Annotated in this window: 11 protein-coding genes; 6 read left to right on the plus strand and 5 right to left on the minus strand. The window is 44.8% G+C overall.

From position 1 onward, the window contains the following. Positions 1-25: 25 nt before the first annotated feature. Both ACYQ0C_RS15340 and mutY read right to left on the minus strand, forming a co-directional pair. Positions 26-493: a single-stranded DNA-binding protein gene (locus ACYQ0C_RS15340; protein ID WP_016275713.1), complete on the minus strand. Its 468-nt coding sequence runs from the start codon at positions 491-493 to the stop codon at positions 26-28. Between the two features lie 14 nt (positions 494-507). Further along, positions 508-1,566 carry an A/G-specific adenine glycosylase gene (gene mutY / locus ACYQ0C_RS15345; protein ID WP_016275712.1) on the minus strand — a complete coding sequence of 353 codons (1,059 nt, stop codon included), beginning with the start codon at positions 1,564-1,566 and terminating at the stop codon, positions 508-510. Between the two features lie 180 nt (positions 1,567-1,746). On the opposite strand from mutY, the gene ACYQ0C_RS15350 reads away from it, so the two are divergent. After that, complete coding sequence (locus ACYQ0C_RS15350) at positions 1,747-2,022, plus strand: HU family DNA-binding protein (RefSeq protein WP_016275711.1); 276 nt, start codon at positions 1,747-1,749, stop codon at positions 2,020-2,022. A gap of 238 nt (positions 2,023-2,260) precedes the next feature. Continuing rightward, entirely contained in the window at positions 2,261-3,835 is a 1,575-nt protein-coding gene (locus tag ACYQ0C_RS15355; RefSeq protein ID WP_016275710.1) for an Rne/Rng family ribonuclease, read from the plus strand. Positions 3,836-3,930: 95 nt separating this feature from the next. Here ACYQ0C_RS15355 and ACYQ0C_RS15360 read toward each other — a convergent pair whose 3' ends face one another. The 3 genes from ACYQ0C_RS15360 to ACYQ0C_RS15370 form a co-directional block, all read right to left on the minus strand. Next, positions 3,931-5,169, minus strand: a complete 1,239-nt coding sequence (locus ACYQ0C_RS15360; protein WP_016275709.1) for a hypothetical protein — start codon at positions 5,167-5,169, stop codon at positions 3,931-3,933. A 263-nt stretch (positions 5,170-5,432) separates the two neighbouring features. Further along, complete coding sequence (locus ACYQ0C_RS15365) at positions 5,433-6,239, minus strand: N-acetylmuramoyl-L-alanine amidase family protein (protein WP_016275708.1); 807 nt, start codon at positions 6,237-6,239, stop codon at positions 5,433-5,435. Positions 6,240-6,245: 6 nt separating this feature from the next. Beyond that, positions 6,246-6,788: a TlpA family protein disulfide reductase gene (locus ACYQ0C_RS15370; protein WP_016275707.1), complete on the minus strand. Its 543-nt coding sequence runs from the start codon at positions 6,786-6,788 to the stop codon at positions 6,246-6,248. Between the two features lie 346 nt (positions 6,789-7,134). Here ACYQ0C_RS15370 and lysS point away from each other — a divergent pair, with 346 nt between their 5' ends. The 4 genes from lysS to ACYQ0C_RS15390 all read left to right on the plus strand — a co-directional run bounded on the left by lysS (position 7,135) and on the right by ACYQ0C_RS15390 (position 12,153). Continuing rightward, positions 7,135-8,865, plus strand: a complete 1,731-nt coding sequence (gene lysS / locus ACYQ0C_RS15375) for a lysine--tRNA ligase (RefSeq protein ID WP_016275706.1) — start codon at positions 7,135-7,137, stop codon at positions 8,863-8,865. A gap of 54 nt (positions 8,866-8,919) precedes the next feature. Continuing rightward, a complete protein-coding gene (locus ACYQ0C_RS15380) occupies positions 8,920-9,915 on the plus strand; it encodes an NAD(P)H-dependent glycerol-3-phosphate dehydrogenase (protein WP_016275705.1) in 996 nt (331 codons plus the stop codon). A 13-nt stretch (positions 9,916-9,928) separates the two neighbouring features. Further along, positions 9,929-11,272, plus strand: coding sequence for a glucose-6-phosphate isomerase (locus ACYQ0C_RS15385; RefSeq protein ID WP_016275704.1), 1,344 nt, complete (start codon positions 9,929-9,931; stop codon positions 11,270-11,272). A gap of 146 nt (positions 11,273-11,418) precedes the next feature. Continuing rightward, on the plus strand, positions 11,419-12,153 hold the full coding sequence (locus ACYQ0C_RS15390) for an inorganic diphosphatase (protein WP_016275703.1): 735 nt from the start codon (positions 11,419-11,421) through the stop codon (positions 12,151-12,153). The last annotated feature ends 107 nt before the right edge of the window (positions 12,154-12,260 follow it).

The raw sequence follows: 12,260 nt of genomic DNA on the forward strand, positions 1-12,260 counted from the left end.
TTAGTTAAACATCAAGTTCTCTCAATTAAAAAGGTAAATCATCAGTCAGGCTATTATCCGAAGTTTGCTGTTGTTGCGGAGCCGCCTGTGCGGATGTCTGCTGGTGGGATACCGCTTGTGCCTGCGGCACATATCCTGTACCCGGTTGCTGCGAGGTGTTACGCGGGGTCAGCATCTCCATATTATCAGCAAAAATCTCGACAATGGTGCGTTTTATGCCATTCTGGTCATCGTATGAACGGCTGCGGATTTTCCCTTCTATGTAGAGTTTGTCGCCCTTACGGACATATTTTTCCGCAGTTTGGGCCAGTCCTCTCCATAACACGATATTATGCCATTCCGTACGTTCGGGAACCTGTGTTCCATTCTGCAACGTATAGGCACGATCAGTGGTGGCCAACGAGAAAGTGGCAACGGCAATGCCGGTATCCAAATATCTCACATCAGGGTCCTTTCCTACATTTCCAATCAAAATGACTTTATTTACTGACATTCTATTATTCCTTTTTAATTATTAGGCTCCAAAATTAGCGAAAAAAACTGATTCACCAAACGCGATACGGCAAATTTATGCAAATCTTCCACGCTTATTCTCTGATACTTCGCAAAAGAAGCCGAATTCTCAGGAAGAATCACTTCATAAAAATTTGCGTAAATCACCCGGTGGGATAACACGTGCTTCACCCCTTTCCGCACCAGTCGCACTATGGGCTCCTCTCCCCCGGCCAGCATCCCGCGAAACTGTGGCGATGCATACAGTTCCTCTTCCGTCCACTCACGATCCGTTTCTATCAAAGGCGGTTCATACAAATTTTTCCATATATCATTTCCGCTACGCTTATGTATAAAGGTATACGCGCCCATGCGTACATATATATAATTAAAATAACGATCGGTCACCTTGGTTTTATGTTGCTTCACAGGCAAAGAGCCGGCAATCCCCTTCAGACGCGCCACACAAGAATCGTTTAGCGGACAAAACAGGCAGTCGGGTGCTACCGGAGTACACTGCAAAGCTCCAAAATCCATGATAGCCTGGTTGTAAAGATCAGGGCGATCACGGTCCAGCAACTCATCAGCAACCCGGACAAACAGTTTCTTTCCTTCCGCCGAATCAATGGGGGTATCAATGCCCAACCAGCGGGACAGTACCCGGTACACATTACCATCCACCACAGCGTATGGCATATCATAAGCAAATGAACAAATAGCCGCCGCCGTATATTCCCCCACTCCTTTCAAAGCGCGCACCCCGGCGTATGTCACAGGAAATCCTCCTGCCTCCGCCATACTTCTGGCCGCAGCATGCAAGTTCCTCGCACGGGAATAATACCCCAACCCCTGCCAATATCTCATCACCTCATCTTCATCGGCCGCAGCCAGTGCATACACATCAGGAAAACGAGTCACAAAACGTTGATAGTAATCATATCCCTGAGCCACACGGGTTTGTTGCAGAATGATCTCCGAAATCCATATTAAATAAGGATCTTTCGTCCTTCTCCACGGCAAATCACGTCCATTCTCCCTGTACCAGTCTATTAATTTCCTGCTAAAATTCTCCATATCAATAATTCTAAAAAAGTGCATTCTACGCAATATTTCCGCAAAAGTAAACCAAGAAAATGGAAGAAGATGCTTTTTTTAGGAAATTTATTCTGAATATATTTCTTAAAGAGGGAGAAAAGCTATATATTTGCAGTCCAAAAAATTAAGATATAAGTATAACAATAATTATTTAGCGAAATGACTAAAGCAGATATCGTAAACGAAATTACGAAAAATACCGGTATTGACAAGCAGACAGTATTAACAACACTGGAAGCTTTCATGGATACAGTAAAGGAATCATTGTCTAAAGAGGAAAATGTGTACCTGCGTGGTTTTGGAAGTTTTGTAGTTAAGAAAAGAGCTCAGAAGACTGCTCGCAACATTTCAAAGAACACTACAATCATTATTCCGGAACACAATATTCCGGCATTTAAACCAGCTAAGACATTTACATTATCAGTAAAGAAATAATAAACAAGAGTATTAACCCATAAAATTTGAAGCTATGCCAAGCGGAAAGAAGAAAAAAAGACATAAAATGTCTACTCACAAGCGTAAAAAAAGACTAAGAAAGAACAGACATAAAAGCAAAAAATAATTTGTAGTCTGTCTGTGACGACAAATAAAGAACAAACCTTGCAAAGCAACAAAAGTCTTTCAGGTTTGTTCTTTGTTTAATGAGAAAAGTGAACAATTTAAGATTACAAAAGTGACAAGCGAACTAGTAGTAGATGTACAACCCAAAGAGATTTCCATCGCACTCCTTGAAGATAAGGCACTGGTGGAATTTCAGAAAGAAGGAAGAAGTGCTTCTTTCAATGTGGGAAATATGTATTTGGGACGGGTAAAGAAACTGATGCCCGGCCTTAATGCCTGTTTCGTGGATGTCGGCTTTGAAAAAGATGCTTTTCTTCATTATCTAGACCTGGGTCCTCAATTTCATTCTTATCAGAAGTATCTGAAGCAAGTTTTAAGCGACCGTAAAAAACTTTTTCCCATCACCAAAGCCACCATGCTGCCTGACATCGAAAAGGAAGGGACTGTTTCGACCACCCTCCAGCAAGGTCAGGAAGTCATTGTGCAGATTGTAAAGGAACCGATCTCTACCAAGGGACCGAGACTGACCTGCGAATTGTCATTCGCCGGACGTTATCTGGTATTAATCCCTTTCAACGACAAGGTTTCCGTATCACAAAAAATTAAATCGAGCGAAGAGCGCGCCCGCCTGAAACAGTTATTGCAAAGCATCAAACCGAAAAACTTCGGAGTGATTGTACGCACCGTAGCGGAAGGCAAAAGGGTGGCTGAACTTGATTCTGAGCTTAAAGTCTTGCTGAAACATTGGGAAGAAACAATCACTAAAGTACAGAAGGCTCCCAAACTGCCGGCGTTGGCGTACGAAGAGACCAGCCGCACGGTGGGTATGTTGCGCGACCTTTTCAATCCTTCTTACGAGAACATCTACGTGAACGACGAAACAGTGTTCCATGAGATCAAGGATTATGTATCACTTATCGCTCCTGAACGGGCTGAAATCGTAAAGCTGTACAAAGGTCAGCTTCCCATATTCGACAACTTCGGTATTACCAAACAAATCAAGTCCTCTTTCGGGAAAACCATTTCGTATAAGAGTGGAGCTTACCTGATTATCGAACACACGGAAGCACTTCATGTAGTGGATGTCAATAGCGGTAACCGCTCCAAATCTGCTAACGGGCAAGAGGCTAACGCACTGGATGTAAACCTGGGCGCCGCCGACGAACTGGCACGCCAGTTGAGACTGCGCGATATGGGGGGTATTATCGTGGTTGACTTCATTGACATGAATTTAGCCGAGAACCGGCAGAAACTGTATGAGCGCATGTGTCAAAACATGCAGAAAGACAGAGCCAAGCACAACATTCTGCCCCTCAGCAAATTTGGATTGATGCAAATTACCCGCCAACGCGTGCGTCCTGCCATGGATGTCAACACCAATGAAACCTGCCCCACCTGCTTCGGGAAAGGTAGCATAAAACCGTCCATCCTTTTCACGGATACTTTGGAGAGTAAGATTGATTACCTGGTCAACAAATTGAAGATAAAGAAATTTACGCTGTACATTCATCCGTATATCGCAGCATACGTGAATCAGGGACTGGTTTCCCTGAAACGCAAATGGCAGATGAAATACGGATTTGGAATAAAGATTATCCCCGACCAGAGTCTGGCCTTCCTGCAATATAGGTTCACCGACATTGCAGGCGAGGAAATAGATATGAAAGAGGAAATCGAAATCAAGTAAAAGAAAAGGGAGTGATGGAAAAAATCACTCCCTTTCTTTTTTATTTTTATCACGGACAAATCCCCGGTATTCATTCAAGGCTTGACTCCGAGATTTCATAATCCGAACAGCCTGTTATATGCTGCCGATATATATTTGTCCAGTTCATCATAAAGCTGATAAACCTGCCGGACATCCAACGACCCTTTCTCACGCCATTCGTCCAGCCTAGGTTCCGTCAGGAAGAATACCCGTTCTTCCACCGGAGCCAACGACTGCATATACCCCGTCTTATCACTATTGTAAAGCAACTCCCAATTCATGTACCGGTTACTGCCCATGCCTTGATCATAAGCATAAACTTTATCCAGCAAAACGGTAGTCCGCTTACTCATACCCGACGCCTTTTTTCCCTTCTCAGTCAGAACCAGGGAAGGCAGTTGTTTTTCCGCCCCTTTCAGCCACAGCGGAACAGCCACACTGACAGGAGGATACCCCAATACTGTCCACATAGTAACCAACTCCGGCTTCTCTCCTTTCTTCACCCCTTGTATCACCACCGAACTGGCAGACTCGTGACGGGGAATAAAATCCTGCTCCACAAACCATCCTGTTCCCTTCGGACGATTATAATCCCCCTCCTTCAAATCAATCCCCAACAACGGATTGGCAAAAGAGCGGGACAACTCATTGAATATCCATGCCGGAGTGATTTTCTTCATAGCGGAAGCAGGCATCAGTAATTTGTCCTCCTGCATATACCGCACATACCCCGCCCCCACATTCACTTCTCCCGTAAAAGAAAAGTTAGAACGCGCAATGTATCCGCACGGTGCATCTTTCGAGTCATTGGCATCAAAAAAAGTGTATTTATAGTAATCCACCTCGAACATAGCCGCCCCACCTTGCGCATCAATCACGCCAAAGTTGGCCTCTATCAGACTGGGCTTGCTGATGGTATCAAGAAAATGCTTGAAATCGGCCACCGTAGCGCATACCTCCAACGCCCTGCGCATCACACGTCCATTGGCCTCACCGCGCTCTTCACCTTCTTTCACTTGTACCAGATTATAAGACTGAGTATTCATCACCGAGAATCCGGCAGAGTTAGTACCAACCCATACATCCGAAGGGTCTTCCTCTCCGCTATTTACCACAGCGATAAAAGCGTATTTCTCTCCCGAAAAATACTTCACACTATTCTGCAGAGCACCCGTATCCCGGTGCTTCCACAACAAAGGACGACCGTCCGGAGTCACTTTTCCGGAAATGACGGCAGAAGTACAGGCATCCGTTTTTGTCACAGTCAGACTGGCGGCAACCATCAAAAGGCAAGAAGCGATAAGTTTTTTCATATTCCACAATGTGTTTTTAGTTTTAACAAAAGGCAAACAGGTAAGAATGCAGATTACCACATTCATACTTCATTCAAAAGTACAAATATTAATTAAAAGACCACCTTATTTTCTCTAAAAATTCAAGGACAAGCGAACGCCCACATTCACGCATACATTCTCCACATACGCTTTCCGCACGCGGTTCCGAATCCATATCATCCGCATCCAAGATCTGACTATCCACGTCTCTAGTCGTGTGTATCACAGACTCGTTTCTGCTTTTATCTTCCTTGCTTATAATCTTTTACAATACCTTCAGTAATCCAGTTCGCCAACGCCTGGCGGTTATTATCCAAGACCAACCGTTGCTGGTCACGTTTATTGCGGATATTTCCCAATTCCAGAAACACTGCCACCGGAATCGTATTACGCAATACGTACAGATTGCGCTCGCTCACCGTCCCACGGAAACCACGGTTGGGCTGATGCTTGTCATACTTCTTGTCAAAGGTGCGATGCAGGTTATCGGCCAGCCGCTTTCCTTTCGCACTTTTGGGAGCATTATAAAAGAACACATCCGTCTGCTGTCCCTTACTGCGGCTGTCCACATGAATAAAGACAGCCCGCTTGTAAGTGCTCTTATCTTTCCGATATAACTTATTCACCCAGTCACAACGCTGCTTCAAGCGCGCCACCTGATTCAACGGAATCGGATCTCCCATACAAGTTTCGCGCTTGCTATTTGCCAGAACATGACCGTCACGGATACCATCCTTCTTATCTTGAATGATAATGTGCACCTTGGCACCGCGCGACAACAATTCACGCGCCAACCGAAGAATGATATCGTATGCATACTCATCCTCATGCAACTGACGTCCTTGATAGATGCCGATGGCCCCGGGGTCGGGACCACCATGTCCGCCCACCAGATAGAAACAGGCCCCGCGCAGCTCATTGGATGTGACCTGATAGGTAGCATACTCTTTTCCAAATAAAGGCTCCTTGCCGGTTCGAGGCTTTTTCTGCGCCAGAAGCGGTGGTAAAATAAAAAATAAAAACGTGACAAATAGTACCGATACCCTCATTGTCTGTTATTTTTCTCCCAGCATTTCATCTATCTTCTTGCACAAAGAAGAAAACTCCTCCTCATTATACAAACGTGTCAGCATCACGATCCTGCCCGTCTTGTCAATCAACACATTACGGGTGATACCAGCCTTACGGTCTGCATACTTGGCAAAAATATCAGCACCCGGATCAAGCCCCAGCGGATAAGTTACCCCGGTACGTTTGGCAAAAGCCACTACGGTTTCCAAGGGTTCGTCCCGATCCACCCCGTAAAGGGCAAACGCTTGATTATCTTTATGTTTCAACCAGATATCTTTTTCAATAAAAGGCATCTCCTTGCGGCAAACTCCACACCAACTGGCAGTAAACTGAAGCATCACCACCTTGCCACGCAAGTCAGAGAGTTTCACTTTCTGTCCGTCTGTCAGCTCCATTTCAAAATCAGGAGCCATATCCCCTACCTTTACTATATAACCGGCAGCATCAGGAGTGACCTGCTGCGCCTTCACCGGCTGGCTCAGCAAACATGCGCAAACCAGCACCATCAGACTCATAAACTTCTTCATCGTTATTCTTTAATTTTATATATCCGCTACAAAGATAGACTATTCCATCATTTTTTCGCAATTTTGCCACCCAAAATAACGGCAGGTCCATCAAGAAGATGAATGTTTTTTAGAGATCCAACCACCCGTCCCCCTCCGGGCACATGAATTTATCAAACCGCCATCCCCCCTTGCCGGCATCATTTTAACTTATTCCCTGCTTCGCGACCGGTGTGCTGTTCATGATATTTGCGGTGTGTGAACCGGCTCAAGAACAGGCTTTCTCGAAATAAAAACACGTCTTAATGAGGTACTTTGCAAAATCTTTCGTATTTTTGCCAACAAATTGAGTTAATGTTTTAACAGGATGAACGTATTAGAACTAAGTGAACAGGAGATTATCAGACGAAACAGTCTGAATGAATTGCGAGCTATGGGCATCGAACCATACCCCGCAGCTGAGTATGTAACCAATGCATTTTCGACAGATATAAAAGCTGAGTTCAAAGATAATGAGGAACCTCGCAAAGTATCGGTAGCCGGACGTATGATGAGCCGCCGTGTGATGGGTAAAGCTTCATTCATCGAGTTACAGGACTCAAAAGGCCGTATCCAGGTCTATATCACCCGTGATGACATCTGCCCGGATGAAAACAAAGAATTGTACAACACAGTATTCAAACGTCTGCTGGACCTTGGTGACTTTGTCGGTATCGAAGGATTCGTATTCAGAACCCAGATGGGTGAAATCAGCATCCACGCTAAAAAGCTAACCGTACTGTCCAAGTCTATCAAACCGCTTCCTATTGTAAAATACAAAGACGGAGTCGCTTACGATAAGTTTGAAGACCCCGAATTGCGCTACCGTCAACGCTACGTCGATCTTGCAGTGAATGAAGAGATAAAAGATATCTTCATCAAACGCAGTAAAGTATTTAGTTCCATGCGCGAATATTTCAACTCAAAAGGCTACATGGAAGTGGAGACTCCGATTCTGCAATCCATTGCCGGCGGAGCAGCCGCACGTCCGTTCATTACACACCACAACGCATTGGATATGCCCCTGTATATGCGTATCGCCAGTGAGCTGTACTTGAAAAGACTGATTGTAGGTGGTTTCGAAGGTGTATATGAAATAGGCAAGAACTTCCGTAACGAAGGAATGGACCGCACACACAACCCGGAATTCACCTGTATGGAAATATACGTTGCCTACAAAGATTATAACTGGATGATGGAATTTACGGAAAAGATGATTGAAAAGATCTGTCTGGATGTAAACGGCACTACTCAAGTCAAGATAGGCGACAACATCATTGACTTCAAAGCTCCGTACAAGCGTGTCACCATGCTGGATTCCATCAAGGAACACACCGGCTATGACTTGACAGGCATGAACGAAGACCAGATACGTGAGGTTTGTCAGAAACTGAATATGGAAATTGACGAGACGATGGGTAAAGGCAAGCTGATTGATGAAATCTTCGGAGAATTCTGCGAAGGTACCTACATCCAACCGACTTTCATCACTGACTATCCAAAAGAAATGTCTCCGCTGACAAAGGTACACCGTACCAATCCGGATTTGACCGAGCGTTTCGAACTGATGGTGAACGGCAAGGAGTTGTGTAACGCATATTCTGAGCTGAATGATCCGATTGACCAGTTGGAACGTTTTGAAGAACAAATGAGACTGAGCGAAAAGGGAGATGACGAAGCGATGATTATTGACAAAGACTTTGTCCGTGCGCTGGAATACGGTATGCCCCCCACTTCGGGCATGGGTATCGGTATGGACCGTCTGACCATGCTGATGACCGGACAATCTACCATCCAGGAAGTATTGTTCTTCCCTCAAATGCGTCCCGAAAAGATTACCCCGAAAGACTCTCCTGCCAAATTTATGGAACTAGGTATTTCAGAAGACTGGGTTCCCGTCATCCAGAAAGCAGGCTACAACCTGGTGAGTGATATGAAAGAAGTGAATCCGCAGAAGTTGCACATGGACATCTGTGGCATCAACAAAAAATATAAATTGGAACTGACCAATCCTACGGTGGACGAAGTTGCCGGATGGATTGCGAAAATTGAGAATTGAGAATCAAAGATTGAGAATTATTCCAATTTCAATGATCCATCATAAATAATAAGCATGAAATTGCCCGGTAAAATAGCGATAATGGGTGGTGGCAGCTGGGCCACAGCTATTGCAAAAATAGTTCTGGCTCAGGCTGAATCAATCAACTGGTATATGCGCCGCGACGACCGAATTGAAGAATTCAAGCGTTTGGGACATAACCCGGCTTATCTGACAAGTGTGCGTTTTGATATAAAGAACATCAACTTCTCGTCAGATATCAACAAGGTAGTAAAGGAATCGGATACTCTGATATTCGTTACCCCTTCCCCCTATCTGAAAAGCCACCTCAAGAAGCTGAAAACCAAAATAAAGGACAAGTTCATTGTCACTGCTATCAAAGGTATCGTCCCCGACGAAAACCTGATTGTTTCTGATTATTTTCATCAGGTTTACGGCGTTCCCGAAGAGAATATAGCCGTCATCGCAGGCCCGTGTCATGCGGAGGAAGTAGCCTTGGAGCGTCTGTCTTATCTCACGATCGGATGTAAAGACATTGATAAGGCTAAAATATTCTCCCGCCAGCTAGCCGGACACTATATCAAGACTTCTGTCAGCCAGGATGTGGCAGGTATAGAATACGCTTCTGTATTAAAGAATATCTATGCCATCTCCGCCGGTATTTGCAGCGGACTGAAATATGGTGACAACTTCCAAGCTGTATTGATTTCGAATGCCATCCAGGAGATGAACCGCTTCCTAAATACCGTACATCCTGTAGAGCGTTCAATCGACGATTCCGCCTATTTGGGCGACTTGCTGGTAACCTCCTATTCCAATTTCAGCCGGAACCGCGTGTTCGGTACCATGATTGGTAAAGGCTACTCCGTAAAAAGCGCACAGATAGAAATGGAAATGATTGCCGAAGGATACTACGGAACGAAATGTATCAAGGAACTAAACAAGCACTTGCACGTGAACATGCCTATCGTAGATGCTGTTTATAATATTTTATACGAGCGCATCTCGCCCATGATTGAGATTAAATTATTAACTGATTCATTCAGATAAAATATCAGATACAATGAAGAATATTAGTTTAAACATCGACAAAGTAGCCGGTTTTGTTTCTAAGGAGACAATCGCTGCTTACGAACCTCAGGTAAAAGCCTGCATGGAAACACTGGAAAACGGTACAGGTAAAGGTAATGACTTCTTAGGCTGGTTGCACTTGCCCTCGTCTATAACAGCCGGACACTTGGCTGACTTGAAAGCCACAGCTCAGGTTCTACGCGACAACTGCGAGGTAGTGGTCGTAGCAGGTATTGGCGGCAGCTATCTGGGAGCACGTGCCGTAATCGAAGCTTTATCCAACAGCTTCCAATGGTTGAAAGCAAAACAAAACGGTCCCGTCATCGTATTTGCAGGCCACAATATCGGTGAAGATTATTTGTTTGAATTGACTGAATACTTGAAGGATAAGAAATTCGGTGTAATTAATATTTCCAAGTCTGGTACTACTACAGAAACCGCCCTGGCTTTCCGTCTGCTGAAAAAACAGTGTGAAGACCAGCTTGGCAAGGAAATGGCGAAAAAAGTCATTGTCGCCGTTACAGACGCCAAAAAAGGTGCCGCCCGTGTCACAGCCGACAAAGAAGGATACAAGACTTTCATTATCCCTGATAATGTAGGCGGTCGTTTCTCTGTCTTGACTCCGGTCGGTTTGCTGCCTATCGCAGTAGCAGGTTTCGACATCGAAAAACTAGTGGAAGGCGCACGCACCATGGAGACAGTATGTGGTCCGGCTACTCCGTTTGCCGAAAACCCAGCCGCTGTTTATGCCGCTACCCGCAATGAATTGTATAAAGACGGCAAGAAGATTGAGATTCTGGTAAACTTCAATCCCAAACTACACTATATGAACGAATGGTGGAAGCAATTGTATGGTGAATCCGAAGGCAAGGATGGTAAAGGTATCTATCCGTCTGCCGTCGACTTCTCTACCGACCTCCATTCCATGGGACAGTGGATTCAGGAAGGTGAGCGTACCATTTTCGAAACGGTTATCTCTATCGAAAAGCCGGAACATACGCTTCAAGTTCCTTCAGATGGCGAGAATCTGGACGGTTTGAACTTTCTGGCAGGCAAGCGTGTGGACGAAGTGAACAAGATGGCAGAACTGGGTACTCAGCTGGCACACGTGGACGGTGGTGTACCCAATATGCGACTGATTGTGCCCGAACTGAACGAATACTACTTGGGAGAAATCATCTATTTCTTTGAAAAGGCTTGCGGCATCAGCGGTTATCTGCTGGGTGTGAATCCGTTCAACCAACCGGGTGTGGAAGCATACAAGAAAAACATGTTTGCTTTGTTAAACAAACCGGGGTACGAAGAAGAATCTAAAGCCATCCAGGCCCGATTATAATCATCAAGACCTATAAAGAATGTCATTAAATGGCATTCTGAACGGCAGTGAAGAATCTGAAAGCATCCACCAAGTGCTTACAGATTCTTCACTTTGTTCAAGACCAACGGTCGCGAGCTTTGGAAATATAACTATACATTTATTCTATGTTTAAAGAAACGATAAACAACTACCTTCACACGCATGGATACGAATCCATCGACCTGAAAGCCGTATTGTTCGATATGGACGGCGTACTGTTCGACTCCATGCCCAACCATGCAGAGTCATGGCATAAAATAATGAAACGCTTCGGTTTCGGCCTCAGCCGGGAAGAAGCTTATATGCACGAAGGACGTACCGGTGCATCCACCATCAATATAGTAAGCCGCCGGGAACGTGGGCATGATGCCACAGAAGAAGAGATAAAAGCCATCTACCAAGCCAAAACCGAGGAATTCAACAAATGCCCCAAAGCAGAACGTATGCCGGGCGCACTGGAAGTACTGACTAAAATAAAAGCCGCAGGACTCACCCCTATGGTAGTGACCGGTTCGGGACAAACATCCCTACTAGACCGTTTGAATCATAATTTTCCGGGTATCTTCCAAGCAGACCTGATGGTCACCGCTTTTGATGTGAAATACGGAAAGCCGAATCCAGAACCGTATCTGATGGCCTTAAAGAAAGGCGGTTTCAAACCTAATGAAGCGTTAGTAATAGAAAATGCACCACTAGGTGTACAAGCGGGAGTTGCCGCCGGTATATTTACCATCGCCGTGAATACAGGGCCGTTGCCCGACAATGTGTTACTGGATGAAGGAGCGAATTTACTTTTTCATTCCATGCCCGACTTCAATGAAAATTGGGAAACACTACAATCTGCATTAAAACAAGATTAAATCTTGCAGAAATTCTTCATAATCAATAAAAAAGAGCTCCTTGTTTTCACCTGAATGAAAAACAAGGAGCTCATATTACATAAAAAATCACAGCCTATCAAAAATAC

The sequence above is a fragment of the Phocaeicola sartorii JCM 17136 = DSM 21941 genome (assembly GCF_054653615.1).

What these genes read in the sequence shown, in the direction of transcription:
- ACYQ0C_RS15350 (WP_016275711.1), top strand. Translation starts at nt 1,747, where the DNA reads ATGACTAAAGCAGATATCGTAAACGAAATTACGAAAAATACCGGTATT.
- ACYQ0C_RS15365 (WP_016275708.1), bottom strand. Translation starts at nt 6,239, where the DNA reads ATGAGGGTATCGGTACTATTTGTCACGTTTTTATTTTTTATTTTACCA.
- ACYQ0C_RS15370 (WP_016275707.1), bottom strand. Translation starts at nt 6,788, where the DNA reads ATGAAGAAGTTTATGAGTCTGATGGTGCTGGTTTGCGCATGTTTGCTG.
- mutY (WP_016275712.1), bottom strand. Translation starts at nt 1,566, where the DNA reads ATGGAGAATTTTAGCAGGAAATTAATAGACTGGTACAGGGAGAATGGA.
- ACYQ0C_RS15340 (WP_016275713.1), bottom strand. Translation starts at nt 493, where the DNA reads ATGTCAGTAAATAAAGTCATTTTGATTGGAAATGTAGGAAAGGACCCT.
- ACYQ0C_RS15360 (WP_016275709.1), bottom strand. Translation starts at nt 5,169, where the DNA reads ATGAAAAAACTTATCGCTTCTTGCCTTTTGATGGTTGCCGCCAGTCTG.
- ACYQ0C_RS15385 (WP_016275704.1), top strand. Translation starts at nt 9,929, where the DNA reads ATGAAGAATATTAGTTTAAACATCGACAAAGTAGCCGGTTTTGTTTCT.
- ACYQ0C_RS15380 (WP_016275705.1), top strand. Translation starts at nt 8,920, where the DNA reads ATGAAATTGCCCGGTAAAATAGCGATAATGGGTGGTGGCAGCTGGGCC.
- ACYQ0C_RS15390 (WP_016275703.1), top strand. Translation starts at nt 11,419, where the DNA reads ATGTTTAAAGAAACGATAAACAACTACCTTCACACGCATGGATACGAA.
- lysS (WP_016275706.1), top strand. Translation starts at nt 7,135, where the DNA reads ATGAACGTATTAGAACTAAGTGAACAGGAGATTATCAGACGAAACAGT.